The 19,821-nt window shown below is 66.4% G+C and carries 16 protein-coding genes; 8 read left to right on the forward strand and 8 right to left on the reverse strand.

The features are described 5' to 3' along the window. A partial coding sequence (locus JZ791_RS45420) for an ROK family protein (protein WP_308163206.1) occupies positions 1 to 917 on the reverse strand: 917 nt, incomplete at its 3' end. Positions 918 to 1,171: 254 nt separating this feature from the next. On the opposite strand from JZ791_RS45420, the gene edd reads away from it, so the two are divergent. The 4 genes from edd (at position 1,172) to JZ791_RS32365 (ending at position 5,599) form a co-directional block, all read left to right on the forward strand. Next, entirely contained in the window at positions 1,172 to 3,016 is a 1,845-nt protein-coding gene (gene edd / locus JZ791_RS32350; protein ID WP_216899690.1) for a phosphogluconate dehydratase, read from the forward strand. Positions 3,017 to 3,194: 178 nt separating this feature from the next. Then, complete coding sequence (gene glk / locus JZ791_RS32355) at positions 3,195 to 4,205, forward strand: glucokinase (RefSeq protein ID WP_216899692.1); 1,011 nt, start codon at positions 3,195 to 3,197, stop codon at positions 4,203 to 4,205. Continuing rightward, positions 4,202 to 4,816, forward strand: a complete 615-nt coding sequence (gene eda, locus JZ791_RS32360; protein WP_216899694.1) for a bifunctional 4-hydroxy-2-oxoglutarate aldolase/2-dehydro-3-deoxy-phosphogluconate aldolase — start codon at positions 4,202 to 4,204, stop codon at positions 4,814 to 4,816. The genes glk and eda overlap by 4 nt, the downstream gene beginning before the upstream one ends. A 270-nt stretch (positions 4,817 to 5,086) precedes the next feature. Continuing rightward, positions 5,087 to 5,599: a DUF4254 domain-containing protein gene (locus tag JZ791_RS32365; protein WP_216899696.1), complete on the forward strand. Its 513-nt coding sequence runs from the start codon at positions 5,087 to 5,089 to the stop codon at positions 5,597 to 5,599. Positions 5,600 to 5,603: 4 nt separating this feature from the next. Here the strand turns inward: JZ791_RS32365 and asnB are convergent, their stop codons facing one another. The 4 genes from asnB to JZ791_RS32385 form a co-directional block, all read right to left on the reverse strand. Then, on the reverse strand, positions 5,604 to 7,529 hold the full coding sequence (gene asnB, locus JZ791_RS32370; protein WP_308163208.1) for an asparagine synthase (glutamine-hydrolyzing): 1,926 nt from the start codon (positions 7,527 to 7,529) through the stop codon (positions 5,604 to 5,606). 329 nt (positions 7,530 to 7,858) lie between these two features. Next, positions 7,859 to 8,938, reverse strand: coding sequence for a GAF domain-containing protein (locus JZ791_RS32375; protein ID WP_254206712.1), 1,080 nt, complete (start codon positions 8,936 to 8,938; stop codon positions 7,859 to 7,861). A 271-nt stretch (positions 8,939 to 9,209) separates the two neighbouring features. Further along, positions 9,210 to 9,545 (reverse strand): hypothetical protein, encoded by a 336-nt coding sequence (locus tag JZ791_RS32380; protein ID WP_216899701.1) that lies wholly within the window; start codon positions 9,543 to 9,545, stop codon positions 9,210 to 9,212. Between the two features lie 132 nt (positions 9,546 to 9,677). Then, positions 9,678 to 10,160: a threonyl-tRNA synthetase editing domain-containing protein gene (locus JZ791_RS32385; RefSeq protein WP_216899703.1), complete on the reverse strand. Its 483-nt coding sequence runs from the start codon at positions 10,158 to 10,160 to the stop codon at positions 9,678 to 9,680. A 299-nt stretch (positions 10,161 to 10,459) separates the two neighbouring features. Here JZ791_RS32385 and JZ791_RS46640 point away from each other — a divergent pair, with 299 nt between their 5' ends. The 3 genes from JZ791_RS46640 to JZ791_RS32400 are packed head-to-tail and all read left to right on the forward strand — an operon-like array spanning position 10,460 to position 14,042. Then, entirely contained in the window at positions 10,460 to 11,632 is a 1,173-nt protein-coding gene (locus tag JZ791_RS46640; RefSeq protein ID WP_216899705.1) for a cytochrome P450, read from the forward strand. A 38-nt stretch (positions 11,633 to 11,670) separates the two neighbouring features. Beyond that, a complete protein-coding gene (locus JZ791_RS32395) occupies positions 11,671 to 12,855 on the forward strand; it encodes a cytochrome P450 family protein (RefSeq protein ID WP_216899707.1) in 1,185 nt (394 codons plus the stop codon). Between the two features lie 20 nt (positions 12,856 to 12,875). Further along, positions 12,876 to 14,042 (forward strand): alpha/beta fold hydrolase, encoded by a 1,167-nt coding sequence (locus tag JZ791_RS32400; RefSeq protein ID WP_216899709.1) that lies wholly within the window; start codon positions 12,876 to 12,878, stop codon positions 14,040 to 14,042. 268 nt (positions 14,043 to 14,310) lie between these two features. Here the strand turns inward: JZ791_RS32400 and JZ791_RS32405 are convergent, their stop codons facing one another. Next, a complete protein-coding gene (locus JZ791_RS32405; RefSeq protein ID WP_216899711.1) occupies positions 14,311 to 15,774 on the reverse strand; it encodes an NAD(P)/FAD-dependent oxidoreductase in 1,464 nt (487 codons plus the stop codon). A 1-nt stretch (position 15,775) separates the two neighbouring features. Further along, entirely contained in the window at positions 15,776 to 16,291 is a 516-nt protein-coding gene (locus JZ791_RS32410; RefSeq protein WP_216899719.1) for a hypothetical protein, read from the reverse strand. Between the two features lie 142 nt (positions 16,292 to 16,433). Here JZ791_RS32410 and JZ791_RS32415 point away from each other — a divergent pair, with 142 nt between their 5' ends. After that, positions 16,434 to 16,847 (forward strand): phenolic acid decarboxylase, encoded by a 414-nt coding sequence (locus JZ791_RS32415; RefSeq protein WP_216899721.1) that lies wholly within the window; start codon positions 16,434 to 16,436, stop codon positions 16,845 to 16,847. Positions 16,848 to 16,883: 36 nt separating this feature from the next. Here the strand turns inward: JZ791_RS32415 and JZ791_RS32420 are convergent, their stop codons facing one another. Beyond that, positions 16,884 to 19,694, reverse strand: a complete 2,811-nt coding sequence (locus JZ791_RS32420) for a helix-turn-helix transcriptional regulator (RefSeq protein WP_216899723.1) — start codon at positions 19,692 to 19,694, stop codon at positions 16,884 to 16,886. Positions 19,695 to 19,821 lie beyond the last annotated feature (127 nt).

Here is a 19,821-nt window from a genome sequence, read left to right on the forward strand (position 1 = left end):
CTCCCGCCCGCGATGATGCCCGCGCCGATCCCCGTCGACGCCTTGACCAGCAGCAGGTCCCCGATCTCCGGATGGCGGGCGTGCTCGGCCAGGGCCAGCGCGTTCACATCACTGTCCACCCGCACCGGGGCGGCGAACCGCTCGGTGAAGTATTCGGACACGGCCACATCGCCCAGGGCCGGTCCCGCACCCATGCTCAGTCCGGTCGCGACGTCGACCGCCGCCGGCACGCTGACACCCACTCCGAATACCACCCGCCCCGCGCTCGTCCCGTTCCCATGCCGGATTCGGCCGCCCGTCGCAGGCGTATCGGCTGACGCCGGATCGTCGCCTTCTACAGACACGGCCGACATGCGCACGGCTTGCGAGCCGCCCGATCGTGGCTGTGCATCGTCACCTGCGTCACCGCCGCCCGATACGCGCGTACCCGGCACGGACCCGGCCGAGATGTCGGCTGTCGACTCCCGCGGGTCCGCGACATTGACACCCACTGCCGGTGCGGCCACGGCGCCACCGACCCGCGTGAGCAGAACTTCCATATGCTCGGCCGCCCGGGCGAGGACCTCCTGCGTCACTCCCCCCGCGTGAACGGCGAATTCGGCGGCGGCCAGGATGCGGCCGCCCAGGTCACACACCGCGACCTGGGCGCGGCTGGCGCCGATCGAAGCGGCCAGGACCACACCCGATTCGGGGTTGAAGACCAGTCGTGTCGGGGGACGGCCGCCGGTGGAGCCGCCCTCGGCGCGCTCGGCGATCAAGCCGCGCTCGAGCAGTTGATCCACCCGCAGCGTCACGGCGGTGCGGGACAGGCCCGTCAGGCGGCGGATATCCGCGCGGGTGATCACGTCGTGACCGCGGATCAGGCACAACACATCTCCTGCCGAGACGCCCGGCGTCGCCATCGGTCGACCGGTCACAGCTGCACCTCGCTAGCGCTCGGCTCCGCTGCGACCGCTGGTGCTGCGCCTACGGCTCCCTCGCTTCGCTCGGTCATTACACCTCCCGCACCTGAGCATCCATCGGATCGGCAGACCCTAGAGGACCACCATATCCACCCAGTTCAGAATGCCGTAACCTCATATAGGTACTTGATGAACCAAAGTTTGCTTGCAAATGATCTTAACTCTCGGATAGCGTCATGTGCGTTCGATCACAACCGAAGGAGCCCGCGATGTCGGCCCACCTCGAACCACACCCGGCGGTTCACCCCGTCGTCGCGGCCGTCACCGGCCGCGTCATCGAGCGCAGCGCCGCGACCCGGCGCGCCTACCTCGACCGCATCCGGGCCGCGGGATCCCGCGGCCCGGCCCGCATGTCCCTGGCCTGCAGCAATTTCGCGCACGGATTCGCCGCGTGCAACCCGGCCGACAAGCTCGCGCTGCGCGGCGAGACCCATCCCAATATCGCCATCGTGTCCGCGTACAACGACATGCTCTCGGCGCATCAGCCGTATCGGGACTACCCGGCCGTGCTGCGCGAGGCCATCGCCAGCGCGCGGGGTGTGGCGCAGTTCGCCGGGGGCGTGCCCGCCATGTGCGACGGGATCACCCAGGGCCGCCCCGGCATGGAACTGTCGCTGTTCAGCCGCGACGTCATCGCCATGGCCACCGCGATCGCGCTGTCCCACGACATGTTCGACGGAGCGCTGATGCTGGGCGTGTGCGACAAGATCGTGCCCGGGCTGGTCATCGGCGCGCTGTCGTTCGGCCATCTGCCGGTTCTGCTCGTGCCCGCCGGGCCGATGGAGTCCGGCATGGCCAACAAGGACAAGAGCCGGGTGCGCCAGCTGCACGCCGAGGGCAAAGCGAGCAAGGCGGATCTGCTCGCCGCCGAATCGGCCAGTTATCACGGCCCCGGCACCTGCACCTTCTACGGCACCGCGAATTCCAATCAGCTGCTGATGGAGGTCATGGGCCTGCATCTACCCGGAGCCAGCTTCGTCACCCCGAACACTCCCCTGCGCACGGCGCTGACCGCCGCGGCCGGGCGGCGCATTGTGGAACTGACCGCGCTGCGCGGGGGCACTGCACCGATCGGCGAGGTGATCGACGAGCACGCCATCGTCAACGGCGTGGTCGCGCTGCTGGCCACCGGTGGCTCGACCAACCACACCATGCACCTGGTGGCCATCGCCGCCGCGGCCGGAATCGACGTGCGCTGGAGCGATTTCGCCGAACTGTCGGCCCTGGTGCCCACCCTGACCCGGATCTACCCCAACGGCGAGGCCGATATCAACGCCTTCCAGACCGCCGGCGGAATGCCCCTGCTGATCAGCGAATTGCTCTCGGCGGGACTGCTGCACGACGACGTCACCACGGTGGCCGGCCGCGGCCTGTCCGCCCATTACTGCGAAGTGCCGCTGCTGGAGGACGACGGCGAACTCGCCTGGCACACCGGACCTTCCGACAGCGGTGACAAGACGGTCCTGCGCTCGGCGGCCGATCCGTTCGCCCCCGACGGCGGCCTGCGCATGCTCGACGGAACCCTCGGCCGCGCGGTGATCAAGGTGTCGGCGGTATCCCCGGAGCATCGCGTGGTCTGCGCTCCCGCGAGGGTTTTCGACGATCAGGAGGCCTTCCTGGCGGCGTTCCGGGCCGGTGAACTGAACCGGGACGTGGTGACCGTCATGCGATTCCAGGGGCCACGCGCCAACGGAATGCCCGAGCTGCACAAGCTGACCCCGGCATTGGGTGTGCTGCAGGATCGTGGCCACGCGGTCGCGCTGGTCACCGACGGACGCATGTCGGGGGCGTCGGGCAAGGTGCCCACCGCCATGCATGTGACGCCCGAGGCCGCGGCCGACGGGCCGATCGCCCGCATCGCCGACGGCGACCTCATCGAGGTGAACGCCGAGACCGGAGCGCTCGAAATCCTGGTCGGCCGAGAGGAATTCGACGCGCGCATCGCAGCGCAGGCCCCGGCCGCGGCGGTCGGCACCGGGCGCGAACTGTTCGAATCGTTCCGCACGGCTGTCGGCCCGGCCGATCGGGGCGCGACTGTCTTCGGAGCTGCCTGATGGGCCGACAGCAATCCATCGGTCCGGTACGCTTCTCGGCCGGATTCGACATCGAGTACGCCGGAGCCGGGTGTGGATCCCGGCCACGAACATGCCGCGATGACGGACCGACGGCATCCTGGGGCGACGGTAGGACCAAGCGCTCTCCGAACGCACAACTCCCCGAGGCGAATTCCCGATGACGACTCTCGAACCAACCCCCGACGCGCCGTGGTTGGTCGCCGATATCGGCGGCACCCATGCCCGGTTCGGCCTGGTATCCCGACTTCATGCCGAGCCGCAGGAGGTCCGGATTCTGCGCTGCGCGGACTACCCGGGCCTGGTTGCGGCAGTGGAGGATTACCTGCACAGGGTTCCCTCCTGCGCGCACCCGTCGGCGGCCTGCGTGGCCGTGGCGGGGCCGGTGCGCGGCGACCGGTTCCGGCTCACCAACGCGCACTGGGACTTCTCGATCTCCGAGAGCCGAATCCGGCTCGGTCTGGACCATCTCGAGCTGATCAACGATTTCACCGCTCTGGCCCTCGCCGTGCCGCAGTTGCCGAGTTCGGTGTTCGTTCGCATCGGCGCGGGTGTGCGCTGGGCGGCCGAGCCGATGGCGGTGATCGGGCCGGGCACGGGCCTGGGCGTGAGCGGGCTGATGCGAGTCCAGCAGCGCTGGGTGCCGATCCCCGGTGAGGGCGGGCACGCCGGTCTGCCGGTGGAGACCCAGGCCGAGGCCGAGGTGGCCAGGGTGCTGCGCGAACAGCACGCGATCGTGGACGCCGAGACGGCCCTGTCCGGGCCCGGGCTGGCGCGGCTGTACCGCGCGCTGTGCGTGGTACACGACCGCGCACCCGCGCCGATGGCGCCCGAACAGGTGTGCACGGCGGGTCGGCGCGGCGCGGATCCCGTTGCCCGCGAGGCATTGTCGATGTTCTGCGGGATGCTCGGAGCCTTCGCCGGGAATATCGCGCTGACCCTCGGCGCGCGGGGCGGAGTGCTGCTGGGCGGCGGCATCCTGCCCGGCATCGTGGACTTCCTGGCCGATAGCGACTTTCGCTCACGATTCGTCGGAAATCGCTGCGTGGCAGGCTATCTCGACCATGTCGCAACCGAACTCATCGTGGCCGCGACCCCCGCCCTGCTGGGCGCGACCGTCATCCTGCAACAGCACATCCTCGATCAGCAACTCGTCCCGGAGCCGGTATGAACCCCCTCGACACAGCCCCCGTAATCCCCGTCGTCGTACTCGACGATCCCGGCCGCGCCGTACCGCTGGCCCGAGCGCTGCTCGACGGCGGCATCGGCATCATCGAGGTCACGCTGCGCTCGGACGCGGCGCTGGCCGCGATCGAGGCCATCGCCGCCGAGGTGCCCGAGATGATGGTCGGCGCGGGCACCCTGCTCACCTCGGCGCAGATCGCGGCCGTCGTCGAGGCGGGGGCGCGCTTCCTGGTCAGCCCGGGCGCCACCCCCGCCCTGCTCGACGCGCTCGCCGATACCGGACTGCCGTATCTGCCCGGCGTATCGACGGTTTCGGAGATCCTGACCGTGCTCGAGCGCGGTGTCACCGAGATGAAGTTCTTCCCCGCCGAATCCTCCGGCGGCGTGGCCGCGCTGCGCTCGTTCACCGGACCGCTGCCGCAGATCCGCTTCTGCCCGACCGGGGGCATCACGCCCGCCACGGCGCCGGAGTATCTCGCCCTGCCGAACGTCGGCTGCGTCGGCGGGACCTGGCTCACCCCGGCGGCCGCCGTCACCGCGGGCGACTGGGCTCGGATCCGGAGCCTGGCCGAGTCCGCCGCCGACCTGCGGGCTTGACATGTCGTCCGGCGCCCGATTCCAGGGATAATAAAGTATTCAAATTCCCATGGATGGGAGCCGGCGATTACACCGTGCCCGAAGCCCCTCAATACACTTGGGGATCACCATCGATCTGATCGATTTCCGAAAGTGTCCATGCCTTTCGAGCGGATCGGCGGAACGGCGCCGAATTGTTACATATTCGGTCGCCGCCGAGTGAATCGAGAGGGTACTGCTATGAATCGCCAGTCGGCTGCCGCAACCCCCACGGGCCAAGGAATAGCCGCGATGTACGACCGACCGCGGGATGCCGGGCGGCACAACGGCTGGCTACTCGTCGAGGGCACCGCGGCGCATCGGACCGGACCGCTACCCTCCGCCGAGCTTCTCCTGGCGGCCATCCACGGCCACCAGGTGGAGCACCCGCTCGCTGGATATGCCCGTGCACTGGCCGAACTCCACCATCGGCAGATAACGGCATGTCCCGGGCAGGAGTCCGACATCGACACTGCCCGCCGCACCGCGATACACGCCATCACCGTCTGGCTCGAACATCAGATGCCGCAGCACCGCGAGAACGCGGCACTGCACACCGAATCCCTCGGCAGTGTCATCGATCGCTTCGCGGCCGCATGTGTTCGCGCCGACCATATTCTGCTCGACCTGCACGATGATCCAGGCGACCCCCGAATTCATGCCGCCTGGTTTCATCTCGCCGAATTGAGCAATGGATACGATGATCTGATTCTGGATGTTGCCGCCGGCAGAAGACGATTGCCGATATCGCCGGAACAGCTCTAGCCGATCAGGCTATGCGCACCCGCAGATCGGTCAGCCACATATTCGTCTCGAGTACATAGGCAATACGATTCAGCGCGGTCCAATCGGCGCCGTTGTCGTCATCGGCGATAATTCGTTCGACGACCGACCGATCCACCACTTGCCACACCGGCGCACCGTGATCCGCCAGCACATCGCGTGCCGCACCGAACTGCGCCCGTTGGTAGTCGGCGGTCTGGGCGCTCGGATATCCGCTCTTGCGCCGCATCGCGACGTCGGCGGGCAGCAGATCGCCGACGGCGGCGCGCAGGATTCCCTTCTCGATCCCGCCGTGATTCTTCATCGCCCAGGGAATGTTCCAGGCGTACTGGGCGAGATCGTGGTCGCAGAACGGGACTCTGGCCTCCACACTCGCGGCCATACTCATCCGGTCGACCCGCTGCAGCAGGAAGTCCAGATAGAAGGTGTAGGTCAGCCAGGAGACCTCCCGGGCCCGCCGATCGGCCGGCGTGTCGGAGTCCAGGCGGGGAATTCGATTGCGTGCCGTCGCATAGCTGTCGCGCGCGTAGTCGGTCAACTCCGCCTCCCAGACGACATCGCGGCGCAGCAGTGGCGTCGACTCCTGATACGTCCGGTGCCAAGGGAATACGCCGACTGGAGTGTCTCGCCACCACGGATATCCGGCGAACGCCTCGTCGGCGCCCTCGCCGCCGACGACCACGATGGTTCCGCTGTCGCGAATGTGCTGGAACAGCAGGTACATCGACACACTCAACGACCGGTGCATCGGGCGTCCCCAGATCCGCAGGGCGTGGTCCTGGGCCGCCAGAAGTTCGTCGGTCGACACCTCGCGAGTGGAGTGGGCCGAACCGATATGGGCCGCCATCTTGACCGCCCACGGCGAGTCACGGTCGATCTGGAGCGCCGAGGCAGAGTAGTTGGTCCGGGTCGAGGTGTAGTCGATATCGTAGGTCTTCAGGCCCGGAACATCCTGTGCGGCAAGGGCTGCCACGGCACTCGAGTCGACGCCGCCGGAGAGCATCGTGCCGAGCGGCACATCCGAGATCAGTTGCCCGCGCACCGATTCCTGCAGCAGTTCCCGGATCCGCTCGGCCGTCGTGGGTACGTCGTCACGGTGCGGCCGGGCCTCCAGCCGCCAGTAGCACCGTGAGCGGACGATCCCGTGCCGGAACGTCACGATATGCCCCGGCTCGACCTGATGAAATCCGCGCAGCACCGTGCGTTCCCGGTTGACCATCGGGACCAGGCAGAACAGTTCGGCCAACCCGGCGGCGTCGAGGACAGGCTCCACCTCGGGGTGCGCCAGGATGGCCTTCTCCTCACTGCCGAACACCACGTGATCGGGCGTATGGACATAGAACAGCGGCTTCACCCCGAGCGGGTCACGAGCCAGCGTCAGCGTGCGGGCGTGTTCGTCCCAGACTGCGAACGCGAACATCCCGGTGAATCGTTCGACGCAGCCCGCACCCCATTCGTCGAACGCCTGCAGCACCACCTCGGTATCGGATGCCGTCCGGAAAACCCTTCCCAGGCCCTGCAATTGGGCGCGCAGCTTCCGATAGTTGTACAACTCCCCGTTGTAGCTGATGACCAGCGCCGCACCGTTGCGGCCGCGCATCACCATCGGCTGCGCGCCGCTGTCGACATCGATCACCGACAGGCGCGTGTGGCCGATCGCGGCGTGCGCGCCGATCCACTGCCCGGCGCCGTCGGGGCCTCGGTGTCGAAGTGTGCCGGTCATGCGGTCGAGTACCGCACCGTCCCCGCCAGTCAATCCCGCCCAGGTCACGTATCCCGCGATACCGCACATATTCCAACCAGTTTCGATCCGGAGGCCGTCTGCCCAGGCCTCAGAACATATCCTGGCTAATCCCCAGCCATGGGGATACCGAGCGGTCTTATGCCGATAACCGGTGGGCGTACCGTGCATTACGTTCTACCGGCACGAGGTGCGGTAAGGAGGTCGTCGACAGCCAGGAAAATCTGCGTACGCGGACGTTATATCGTGAGCGACCTGCCGTTCTTCGCATTCGCGTCGAACCGACCGGAGCGCCTTTAACGAAGATACTTGCACTCCCGGAGGCGGTTGAACACCGCCTCCGGGCTGTCGGCCTCAGCACTCTCATAACCTGCTTGAACAGGCTCCTCCCGTAGGCGTAACACAGCCCATTTCGATGGTGCGCAATTCTGAATTCGGAGCAACGGATACGCTCCCGCCGACGAAGAGATTCGCGGCTGATATCGCAATCTATCCGCGATTCAACCAGCACGCTGCTGATCCCACGGTTCACCCAGCGGACGTACCGCGGCCATCTCATCGACCGCCGATTCGAATTCGATGATAGCGAGCCGGCGAGCCGAATATCCCGGATATCCGTACAGCGACAACCGGGTCGGCACATAGGCGCCGCTATTGTTGAGTACTCGCACGGTCATCCGGACCTTCTCGCCGGTCTGCAGATATGTCTCGGCGCCGATCAGCCGTGCCCGGTCCTCGGGATGGAAGACGTCCACCGGGGAAATCAGGCGATCCCACCGGACCCAGGGCGCCGGATCGGTCAGCCAATGCGAGATGCTCGCGTGCCCCACCTGCAGCATGGCCAGATGGGTGCCCGCCCGCCGATGAGCCTCGCGCAGGGCCACCTGTTCCAGTCCGGATGGCCAAGGCAGCACCCCTTCGGAACACACTTCTTCGATCAGCCACCATGCCCCGCGCGTCCGCTCGTCGTCACGGGCCCGAATCGAGACCCGCCAGCGCACCGACGCACCGACGGGCACGTCGAATTGCAGTGTCTCCCCATGCCTGGGCTCGTACAGCAGATCCAGGACCGCCGCATGCCCATCGAAGTTCGGCCAGCGGTGAAACAGCTCGGCGATCGACATGCTGGGGGCGTAGTGCCGTGCTGTCATACCCGCCAACTGGGTGGCGCCCGCGGGCAGCCGAATGGTCTGCGACGCGAGATCCCAGATCCCGCCGACCGCGGGCCGACGTTGCGGCAGGCGACTGCGCTCCGGCCCTACCCACAATCGCACGGCATGCACGTCGCCGGCCGGCCCGACTACCGGGTGGGCCTGCATCTGCACGGCACCGGTGCGAGTGCGCACCCGCACCGCTATCTCTCGCACCTCGTCGCGGGCGATGCGGACCAACTCGCCCACTCGCGCGGTCGACAGACTGTCGTATGCCCCCGGCGTCTTGCTCAACAATCGCTGTACCACGCGCTGCCACCCGGCGAAGTCCCGTGGCTCATCGCCTACCGACACCGCCGACATGGCATCCGACGACAACGTTTCGACCGTCACCCAGGGGGTGGAGGGCGCCGCACTACCCATAGTCATGTCATGTATACAACTCGGCCGAGGCGCCGGAAACATCGGCCATTATGCGGAGAACAGTCGCAACCCCGGCAGCCGCGTGATAACTGGTTCATGCACTTATTGAACGGGCCGTCATATAGTGGTACATTAAAGAAGAGTCAACGGAACCTCATCCTGCTGACTCCCGAGGCGGAAGGCGTCGCGACCCGGCGCCGACCGTCGCAACCCGGGCAGTCGGCCGCTCCGAACGCCTACTGCGGACCGGCGGGGAATGCGTAGCAGGGGTCCGACATCACTGACGTCGGAACTGTGGTGCGTGGTCGTACTCGGTCTCGGCCACCAACTCGGCCAGCGCCACCTCGTCGGCAGTCGGAAGCCCGAAGCTGTCCAGCACATCTCGCGCGACTCCGGCCGCGGCGAGTTCACCGCGCCGGGCCAGCCGGGCACGCGCCGAGGCCTGGCGGCACAATCGCAGGATCTCGCCCGCGAGCAGATCCGGGTCTCGCCGCAGTTCACCACGATCGACGGTGATGGCCGTGGGCAGTCCCATCTCGGTGGTCTCCACGGAGATGCGACCGGACCGCGATTCCGCTGTCCCCGTGATCAACCGCTGTTCCGGAACCGACATTTTCCGTTCCTCACTCACCCGGTGCGCCGCGGGCGCTCTTCGACCGATCGGTCACCGAGAATAGTTGTCCGGCAGTGCCCACCGGATGCCCGAGACTTCCCCGACCTGGGAGGCGATCCGGGACGATCCTCGTCACGACAGCGACGACAGCGTCCCGGGGCCGGTGAATACGGCATCGGCGAGGGCAGGTGCGCGGTGCGGTAGGTGCACCATGCGCTGTTCCCATTCGCCGTCGAGGATCTCCGCGCTCCAGCGCTTGTTCCAGCCGAACGGCATGAGATGAACCCGCGTCCCCTTGTCGGCCAGACGTTCGGTCAGAGCGTCGAGCACGCCCATCGCCATGGGTACGTCACCGCGCTGCGCCGGGTCCGCGAGGTGCGAGAAGCCGTTGATCACCGCATCCGTGGCCGCGGTCTTGGCGATGATTCGGCGGACGGATTTCACGGCGTCACCTACACGCGCGTCGTCTCCCTTCTCGACGCCGATGTGCAGGACGAGACAGTCGGTGAACGGGTGTGGGATCCCCAGGATGGCGACGTCCAACGGGACGGCGCACGGCCCCGCGGTCGTGACCGTGTAGGTGAAGGTTCGGCAGCGTTGGCTGAGAATCCTCATAGCATCCTCCTGGCGCTCGATCGAACGTGGTGAGCGCACAGCCTCGAATACTAGTGAGCTACCTCACTGTTACCAGCTGCGGCAAGACTCGTCCGGCCGGCGTTGCCCGCGCCTGTTCCCACCCCGGGTAATCCCGCGGTCCCCGCTCTAATCTCGAACCCAAGAATATCTCCACCACGCTCGGAAGCTTCGAAATATGTTGCTGCACAATGCAATCAAGCGCCGAGCAGCTCGCCATCACGCCCGCGTCAGTACCCGATCGGTGCACCCGCCGATCGGGGGTTACGAAGGAGCAGACCGTGACCGACAGCCACCAGCAATTCTTCGAGGATCTGGATTTCTTCGATGACAAGCACTGTGCGCGCCTGGACGACGAACTGAAATGGGCACGCGGGCAGTGCCCCGTCGTGCACACGAACTTCGGCGGCGGGACGCACGTCGTGACGCGCTATGCGGATTTGCGCACTGTCGCAGTGCATCCCGAGATATTCAGCTCGTCGATGCCGGGGCTCATGGAGGTACCGCTCGCGCTCCCACCCCTCGATCTGGATCCGCCACAGCACGGCCAGTTCCGGGCCTTTCTGAACGGTCGCTTCTCCCGCGCCGCGCTGCTGCGCTACCAGCCGGTCCTCGAGCAGCTCGCGGACGATCTGATCGATGGTTTCATCGACGCCGGCGAGGTCGAGTTCGTCAGCGGGTTCGCGATTCCCTTCACCGCCGGAACCCTGGCGAAGGTCGTGCTCGAGGACGACAACGAAGAGCGGATGCGGCGCGGCGCGGACGCGGTGACGGCCGTATCGGTGCTGGGCACGCCGGAGTCCTTCGCCGCGGTCACGGAGCTGGCCGCGGAATTGATGGCCGAGCGGGAGAGCGACCCGCGTGACGACTTCCTGCAGTCCGTCGTCGAGGCCAAGGTAGCGGGTGAACGACCGTTGACCCTGGAGGAGCGGCTGGGGCTGGTCACCCTTCTGCTCCTGGGCGGTCTGGACACCACGCGCGGGACACTGGCCTACATCGCTCAGTACCTGACCGAGGAGCCGGATCTGGAAGAGCGTCTGCGCCAGCCGAATTGGGTCGATCGGGACATGGACGAACTGCTGCGCTTCACCTCGACGGTGTCGGTCATGGGCCGGGTTGTGACACAGGACAACGACCTGCTCGGCGTCCCCCTCGCCAAGGGCGACCGGATCCTCGTGCACTGGCGCTCGGGCAACCGAGACGACACCAAGTTCGATGATCCGGACCGGCTGAGCTTCGACCGATTCCCGAACCCGCACATGGCTTTCGGCGTCGGCATCCACCGCTGTCTCGGGCAGTACCTGGCCCGGCTGCAGCTGGAGATCGGGGTGAACCGCCTGCTCGCCCGGCTGACGAACTTCCGGATCGCACCGGAAACCTCGATCCGCCCGTCCGTCGGCGTCGCCATAGGCTCACCCGAGGAGCTCCACCTGCGATTCGACCGCGTTTCGTGATTCCACCGGATTCCCCGCGGACCGTCGGAACCGTTCCGGTGGCCGACAGCTCGCGCATCCCGCTGCATGCTCCGGAATTCGCCGCGGATCCGCATCGCGCCTACGCCGAAATGCGCAGGCGGTACGGCTCTCTGGTGCCGGTGGAGCTGGCGCCGGACGTGCCGGCGACCCTGGTGATCGGCTATCACACCGCGGTGCGGATCCTCAACGACCCCGAACGTTTTCCCGCCGATCCGCGTGCGTGGGAGAAGGATGTCCCCGCCGACTGCCCCGTCCTGCCGTTCCTGGGGTTCCGCCCCACCGCGGGCAAGACCACCGGCATGGAATATCAGCGCTATCGGCAGGCGACCAACGCGGGCATCGACGGAGTCGATCTCTATGCCCTGCACGCCACCATCGAGCAGATAGCCATTCCGCGGATCAACACCTTCTGCGAGGCCGGCGCCGCCGATCTCCTGCGCCAGTACGCCATACCGGTGGCCTTCGAGGTCGTCAACAACCAGCTCGGCTGCCCGCCCGAGATCGGTGTACGCGCCGCGACGGCTCTGGCCGCGATGTTCGAGGGCAACGACGCGGAAGCGGCCAGCGGAATGCTCAACGGGGCGCTGGTCGAACTGGTTGCCCTCAAACGAGCGCGCCCCGGCGACGACATCACCTCGCGATTGCTCCAGCATCATGCCCAGCTCGATGACGTGGAAATGCTGTATCAGCTGGTCAGCTTCTACGGCGGCGCGTGCGAACTGCAACAGAATCTCATCGCCAACGCCCTGCTGCTGATACTCACCGACGAGCGCTTCGCGGGCAGCGTCCTGGGCGGAAGCCTATCCACCCGCGACGCGCTCGACGAGGTCCTGTTCCACGATCCGCCGCTGGCGAATCTCTGCGTCACCTTCCCCAGACAACCACTCGTCGTCGAGGACACCTGGCTACCCGCACATCAGCCGGTCGTCATCAGCATGGCCGCCTGCAACAACGACCCCGCGATACACAGCGGGAATCTCGCCGGCAACCGCGCGCATCTGGCGTGGGGTCTGGGAGCACACGCCTGCCCCGCACCGTCCATGGCCTACCTGATCGCCCAGGACGCGATCGATCAGCTGCTCGACGCACTTCCCGACCTCCGACTGGCAGGCAAGATCACCTGGCGCCCGGGCCCCATCCACCGGGCCGTGGCGGCACTGCCGGTCCGATTCCCACCCTCCACCCCTTTCAAGACATTTTAAATTTTGAGAATTGCGATTCAATGTATTCATCATCCGGTAAGTTCACACGTCCCGTCTCGGCGGCGGCCGCGACCGTCGGCATGGCCGTCGCCGCGGTGTGCGCGGTCGCCCATCCTGCCGCTGCCGATATAGGTCGCGCCTCATGCCGCACGGTACAGATCCCGGTCACTATCCCCGGTGTGCCGGCTCCTGGTCGGATCACCGGCGATTATTGCGTTCCGCTGCTCAGCAACGGCACGATCCTGCTCACGGCTGGTGGTGGCGCCGAGAACGCCAGCTATTGGAATATGCCAGGACTGGACAGTTACAGCCTGATCGATGCCGCGGCGACCGAAGGATATGCGACGCTCGCGATCGACCGGCTCGGCACCGGCCGCAGCACTATTCCATCGTCGAGCACCCTGGTCACCTACCAAGCCATCGTGTCGGCAACCCATGAGGTGGCGGTCGCGCTGCGCCGGGGTCAAGCCGGAATAGATCGGCAATGGCACTCGATCGCCGGTATCGGGCACTCGCTGGGATCGGGCACTATCGCGGGTCTCGCCGCCGCCGACCCCACGGACCTCGACGCGATAATCCTCACCGGCTACGGCCCGGCAGTTTCCCCGGAGACCACACAGCTCAATGCGCTGTATCAGGTGGCCGCGAGCACCGTATTTCCGCAATACGCCGATCTCGACTCCGGTTACCGGACCGTCATACCCAACGACGTCGGCGTCGCCGGCTCGTTCTATCTTCCCGACACCTCCTCCGAAGCGCTGGCCGCTCAAGGCAAATACGAAGGCCTGCTGTCCACAACCGAATTGAGCACCCGGCCACAGGGCAGCGCCGCGGAATCGCAAGGGGCCACGATCAAAGTTCCGGCATTCGTGGTCGACGGCCAGCAGGATCGGCACTACTGCGAGGACAACGCGATCAACGATCCCCCTTCCATCGGCGTCAACTGCGCTACCCAACAGGCATTCAACGCCTACGAACAACCACTGCTGCCCAACGCGTGCCTGGCCACGAGCGTGGTTCCCAACGCCGGCCACGCACTGCAACTGGAAGAAAACGCGCCCGATACGAACCGGCTGCTGCTGGGCTGGCTGCGAGCGACCTTCGGCCGAAATCGAGTCTCCGCCGATAGTCCGGCACAGGACAGCAACCCGCGGTGCGCTGTCACCGGTCCATTTGCCGGACCGTGATCGATCCGCCGCCGGACCGGAGTGGCGTCACCATGCGGCGCGCAAGCGGAATGGAGCGCATACGACGCGGTGACCTGGCTGCCGATGCCGCGCCAGCGGTCCAGGCCTACGCGGGTGGCCGCGCTCGACATCACCGTGTGTTCGCCCTGGCCGGCTCGGCACGCTGTCACAATTTCGCGAAAACCAGAACCGTACTGGAATCGTCTCGCGGCGTGGGCAGCCGGGTTGCCCGCGCAGTAGTTCATGGTTATCGAATCGGCGGTCCCGATCACCGTTGTTCCTGCGGTCCAGCGGCATCGGGCATCCGGGGGGACGGGCTGGTCGTCAGGCCGAGTACGGGCTCGGTGGCGATCCGGATGTCCCCCATCGCGGTGTCGGGTCCGAGGGGGTCGCGCCAGGCGTCCCACACCAGCGACATGTCCAGTCCGCCCATGTAGTTGACACTGGACCTGGCGGCATCGTCCTGGATCTGTTCGGCCTCGGAGATCAGGGTTCGGGTGCTCACCCGGCGGCCCAGTTCCCCGGTCTCACGCATATCGGTCAGGCCGGTCATGATGCGAGTGAACGATTCCTGGGGTGTGTCGCCGAGCCGCGCGTCGGCGTGGGTGAGGTCGTGTGCGTGGGAGAAATACTCGTCGGCGCCCAGGTATTGGGTGTACATGCGGGAGACCAGGACGAGGAACCGGGAGTAGGCGCGGCGGTAGGTGTAGTCGAAGAAGGTCAGGGCTTCGGGTTCGCCGACTTCCCCTCGCAGGACCGAGGCGATGGCGGCCGAGGCGGCCAGCGCCCCGTACATAGCCAGGTGGACCCCTGTCGACAGGAGCGGATCCAAGAAGCACACCGCATCGCCCACCATCGCGTAACCCGGCCCGCAGAACCGGTCCGATATGTACGAGTAGTCCTGTTCGGCACGAACCTCGGAGGTTCTGGTGGCCCCGTCGAGCAGAGCACTCATCCCGGCGCTACCGGCGATGACCTCGAGGTAGTAGTCGGTCAGCGAGCCGTGCCGGTCGCGGTTGACCACGAAGTGCCGCCTCGGCGTCACATGACCGACGCTGAACTTGTTGCCGCCCAAGGGGATATGCCAGAACCATCCACCCTCCGGGGTGGAGATGACGTTGATGGCGCCCTCGGGGCTGTCGGGCAGCGGGCGAGCGCCGTCCCAGTACGCCCAGACCGCGGTGTTCCGGAAGACTTCGTGCTGACGGCGCATACCGAAATGCTTGCGAGACAACACCCCGGCCCGGCCCGAGGCATCGATGAGAAAGTCGAACGTCGTGGTCTCGTCCCGGCCGTCATGTTTCCAGTCCACGGCCACGGGCCGATCCGCATCGTCGAACACGACCCGCTCCACCCGGGCCTCCTCGATGACCTCCGCGCCCTGCTCGGCGGCGTTCCGCAACAGGATGTCGTCGAAGGCCGCGCGTTCGACCTGCCAGGACCACGCTTCGGCGTCGACCAGTTTGGACCAGTCCAGTAACCAGGTGTCGTTCTGCCACAGGAACACCGCGCCGCGTTTGATCTGAAATCCGAACGCCTCGACCTTCTCGTATGCGCCCGAGAGCCGCAGCACCGGCAGGCAGGACGCCAACAGGGATTCACCGATGTGATAGCGGGGGAACTTCTCCTGCTCGAGCAGTTGCACGCCGATGCCGGCGCGAGCCAGCAGTGCCGCGGTCGTCGATCCTGCCGGGCCGCCACCGATCACCAGCACCTGTGTGTGTTTCTTCATCTCACGTTTCCTCATAGATGACCCCGGGGTTGAAGACCTCGTTGACGAGAACCTTTTCGCCCGAGGAGAATTCGATTTCGTATGCCCGGCCCGGCGCCCCCTCGGGCAGCATGCCGAACCGCTTGCCGGTCACTCCATGGGCGAGCATCCGCCGGCGTTCGTACATACCGGAATCGCGCGTATGGACACCGAACGGCGTATCGTCGCGCGGAATGAGAACGTCTCGATCGGATCTGCGATAGACGATGATGTTCTCGCTGACCAAATTGTCGAATCCGTCGAATAGTCGTGAACGCCGGATCGCGAGATCCGGATACTCGTCCCCCCGGAACACCGCGGACAGATATACGCTGACCCGGTCGCTCACGCAGTCCGCTTCGGACGGCAGTGTCTCCGCACGCAACTTCGAGCCGATAAGGGTCTGCAACATCAGAGTCGTCGACCCGTCTCCTTCCAGCATCACGCGAGTCATGACAGACAAATCCACCGAGCGCACCAGCTCCGGGTAGGTGTACATCCGAAACTCGCCCCTTTTCCGCAATGCCGAATCGAGTCGTACATCAATTACGCTAACCGGTTCCCGGAGTTGGGGATATAGCGGCAATAGCGGTTTATAGCCACCAATGGGAAGCCGGGATCGGACGCTTACGCTCGACAGTATGCTTGATTCCATCGTCGGAAAAACAATCCGATTACACCTACCCAACGGATGGGTTTTCGAGCCCTGGTTCACCGGGCCCGATTTCATTGAATACACGCTCGTAGCGGGCCCTCACGCCGGACGTCATGCCATCCAGAAGCCGGTCTACGCCCGGCCCGCGCCCAGTCTGGAGACGCTCGCCTGGTACGAGGAGACCGGAACCGTCGTACACCTGAGCTGGCATCTGGAGAGCATGACCGTCGACCGGCACGCCGCCGTGCCCCGATGGCTCGCCGACAGCGACATGGCCGTCAGCGCCGGGGACAATCAGTCCGAGGAATTCCTGGAACGGATGCGAAAGCTTGCCGACCAGGGACCGGACATGCCCCGGCACATCTACTCCGATCACGGCTTCTTCGAGCTGATCGGGTAGCGCTCCGCCGATGCCACATCCGCGGCGGAGCGATTCTCACGACCGGCCCGCATAGGCGACCGCGACCTGCACTCGTGACTGCAGGCCGAGTTTCGCCAGAATATTGGAGACATGTGTCTGAATGGTTCGGGGCGACAAGAACATCTGTGCCGCGATATCCGCGTTCGAGCCGCCTTTTGCCACGAGTACGGCAACCTTCTGTTCGGTGACGGTCAGTGCCTCCCAGCCGCTCTTGGGCCGTTTACGCGATCCGCGAGTGCCGCGGCGCACGCGGAACAGTCGCAGCCGAGCCTCGGCCCGCGCGATATCCCATCGCGCGCCCAGCGCGGAGTAGCCGTCGACCGCCGTCTCCAATGCCGCACGCGCCGAAGAGAGCTGGTCGTCAACCGCGAACATGACCGCCAAGGTCTCGTACGTCTGCGCCACACAGAGGGGGCGGCCGGCCTGGTTGTAGGCGTCTGCCGCCTGCCCGACGAGTTCGATGCGCTGGTCGGCGACTCCCCGGCACAGCAGGGCCGTGGCCCGCCTACTCGACGTCGCGTGCACCGCCGCCAGCCTCTCGGCCGCCACCGCGACCCTGGCCACGACATCCTGGTCCCCGGTGATGGTGGCAAGCCTCGAGATGTCGGGATAGATGTCGTACACGGTGGCCATCGGCCTCGTGCCGCCTCCGTCGAGAAGTTCCAGAAGATCGATCATCTCGGCCAACGCGCGATCGGGCCGTCCCATACTCTCGTGCGCGAGTGCTGCCGCCCACCACACGAACTGCATGTATCCCCGTGCTCCGAGGTGGTGGCGATCCGCGGTCACGCCCGTGAGCATGCCCTCGTGAAAGGTGCCGCGATGCACGGCGATCAGTGCGGCCATGCCACGGGCCGCGGGGGCGATACCGTACGGGTCCGGGCCGGTGGGGCGGTCTTGCGGCCCCTCGAGGGGCTCATCCCACCGACCTGTGAGAAATAGCAGCCGACGATGGGCCAACTCGCTGATCGGCATGAGCAGTCCGGATTGCGGCTGGTCACGCACCAGCGCCGCGGCGAACACCCGATCGGCTTCGGCGAATCGATCCAACTCGATCAGGCAGCAGGCGCGGAACAGGTACGGGTCGAACCGATCCCATCGCTGTGTGCCCGCGGGCACCCGCTCGTACGACTCGACCAGACGATCGCTGATCTCCAGTGCCTGATCGAGCCGACCAGCACTGTAGTGCAGGCTGCCGAACACCTGCAGCGCGTAGTAATCGCCCAGCGAATCTCCTTGCTCGGCAGAGATTTCGATCGCCAACTCCGCTTCCCCCCGAGCCTCGTCGCGGGCCAGGAAGTACGACGCCAGGGCACAGAGCCCGCGCAAGCGACCCTCGTCGGTCCGGGTGAGATCGGGTTGCGACAACGCGATCCGGCCCTCGGCAACGGCATCGACCAGTCGGCCCTGCCGAAAGCACACCTGAACCAGCAACCAGTGCAGCTCATGGGCGTTCGCCGGCTTCGGTGACTGTGCCAGGGCCGAGCGGGCCTCGGATTCGGCCTCCGGATAGAGGCCGTCCAACAGCAGCGCGCGAATGAGACACCCGCGCAGCGCATCCCGGGTAGGACTCGCAAGATTCGGCCTGCTCAGTGCGCGCACCAGGGCTTCGGAAGCCAGCCTGGAATCTCGTGCCATCAATGTCGGCGCCATGGTCACGAGCCACTCGACGAGCGACTCGCTGGGCGGCGCCGGATCGGCGAGCAGATACATCGCGATCCGGTCGGCCGGCGCGTTCATCGACACCAGTACAGCGGCCGCCCGCCGCTGCAACCCCATGCGCAGGGACGGCGGCACATGGGCCGCGAGCACCCGGCGAATCAGGTCATGACGGAAAACCAGTTCGCCGGTGTCATGTTCGAGCAGCCCGACCTCGACGGCCCCGCGCACCGCGTTCCAGACCTCGAGTACGGGTGTGTCCAGGACCTCGGCCAGCTCGACGGCATCGACCTGCGGGGTCAGCACCGCGGCGACCTCCAGCACACGGCGGATCCCGTGGGGCAGATAGTCCAATCGCCGCATGATCAGCTCGAGCACTTCGGGTGGTAGTGGCGCTCCGTCGGCGATCGGTGTATCGGACCGCAGCACACCGGTCACCAGCGCGGTGACATACCCGGGGTTGCCCGCCGCGCCGGCGGCCGCATCGATCAGTCCTGGGGTGACGGACTGTCCGCTCATCGACTCCACCAATGCGCGAACTTCGGAGTCCGGCAGCCGATCCAATGTCAGCTTATGGGCGCCGACGCCGCCCAACTCGGTCAGCAGCGTCGACACGCCCTCGTCGAGCCGCGAGGTGCGCATCGTGGCCATCACGAAAATCGGGAGTTCTGCGGCCTCTGCCGCCAGTCGCCGCAGCACCGACAAACTCGCGGCATCGGCCCACTGGATATCGTCTATCAACAGCGCGACCGGGCCCTCGGCGCACCAGCGGCGCAACAGATCCACCACAGCGGATACCGCCGCCAGTTCGGCATACGGCAGCCGGTTGCCGGCCGCTTCCTCGTCGCCCGACGCCTCCGGCCGGCGGCCGGGAACCGGCGCCGAGGTCAGGGCCAGACACGATCCGATGAGTGCGAACGGCAGGCGCTGCTCCAGTTCGGTGCCGGCGCCGAGCATTACCCGCATGCCGCGCTCGCATGCGAGATCGGCCGCCTGACGAATCAGCGCCGTCTTTCCGATGCCGGACTCACCGTCGACCAGGACTATGGCCCCACGACCCGCACCCGCTCGGTCGATGAACGAGGCGACATCGCGCAATTGCGCCGAACGACCGACGAAGACCGGCGACGCGGCGACGCCGACAGCCGAGGCCTCGATCTCCAGCATGGATCCGACACCTCCGGCACTCACCATCCCACTATCGGGCCAACGACGGAAATCCGCCGCAGAATTTCGCAAATCTACTGTCTTGCAATACATTCCATATACTTCGTTCGCCCATCACCCCACGCCA

The organism is Nocardia alni (assembly GCF_019038435.1).
GTDB lineage: Bacteria > Actinomycetota > Actinomycetes > Mycobacteriales > Mycobacteriaceae > Nocardia > Nocardia alni.

What these genes read in the sequence shown, in the direction of transcription:
- edd (WP_216899690.1), top strand. Translation starts at nt 1,172, where the DNA reads ATGTCGGCCCACCTCGAACCACACCCGGCGGTTCACCCCGTCGTCGCG.
- glk (WP_216899692.1), top strand. Translation starts at nt 3,195, where the DNA reads ATGACGACTCTCGAACCAACCCCCGACGCGCCGTGGTTGGTCGCCGAT.
- eda (WP_216899694.1), top strand. Translation starts at nt 4,202, where the DNA reads ATGAACCCCCTCGACACAGCCCCCGTAATCCCCGTCGTCGTACTCGAC.
- JZ791_RS32365 (WP_216899696.1), top strand. Translation starts at nt 5,087, where the DNA reads ATGTACGACCGACCGCGGGATGCCGGGCGGCACAACGGCTGGCTACTC.
- asnB (WP_308163208.1), bottom strand. Translation starts at nt 7,529, where the DNA reads ATGCACGGTACGCCCACCGGTTATCGGCATAAGACCGCTCGGTATCCC.
- JZ791_RS32375 (WP_254206712.1), bottom strand. Translation starts at nt 8,938, where the DNA reads ATGACTATGGGTAGTGCGGCGCCCTCCACCCCCTGGGTGACGGTCGAA.
- JZ791_RS32380 (WP_216899701.1), bottom strand. Translation starts at nt 9,545, where the DNA reads ATGTCGGTTCCGGAACAGCGGTTGATCACGGGGACAGCGGAATCGCGG.
- JZ791_RS32385 (WP_216899703.1), bottom strand. Translation starts at nt 10,160, where the DNA reads ATGAGGATTCTCAGCCAACGCTGCCGAACCTTCACCTACACGGTCACG.
- JZ791_RS32400 (WP_216899709.1), top strand. Translation starts at nt 12,876, where the DNA reads ATGTATTCATCATCCGGTAAGTTCACACGTCCCGTCTCGGCGGCGGCC.
- JZ791_RS32405 (WP_216899711.1), bottom strand. Translation starts at nt 15,774, where the DNA reads ATGAAGAAACACACACAGGTGCTGGTGATCGGTGGCGGCCCGGCAGGA.
- JZ791_RS32410 (WP_216899719.1), bottom strand. Translation starts at nt 16,291, where the DNA reads ATGTACACCTACCCGGAGCTGGTGCGCTCGGTGGATTTGTCTGTCATG.
- JZ791_RS32415 (WP_216899721.1), top strand. Translation starts at nt 16,434, where the DNA reads ATGCTTGATTCCATCGTCGGAAAAACAATCCGATTACACCTACCCAAC.
- JZ791_RS32420 (WP_216899723.1), bottom strand. Translation starts at nt 19,694, where the DNA reads ATGCTGGAGATCGAGGCCTCGGCTGTCGGCGTCGCCGCGTCGCCGGTC.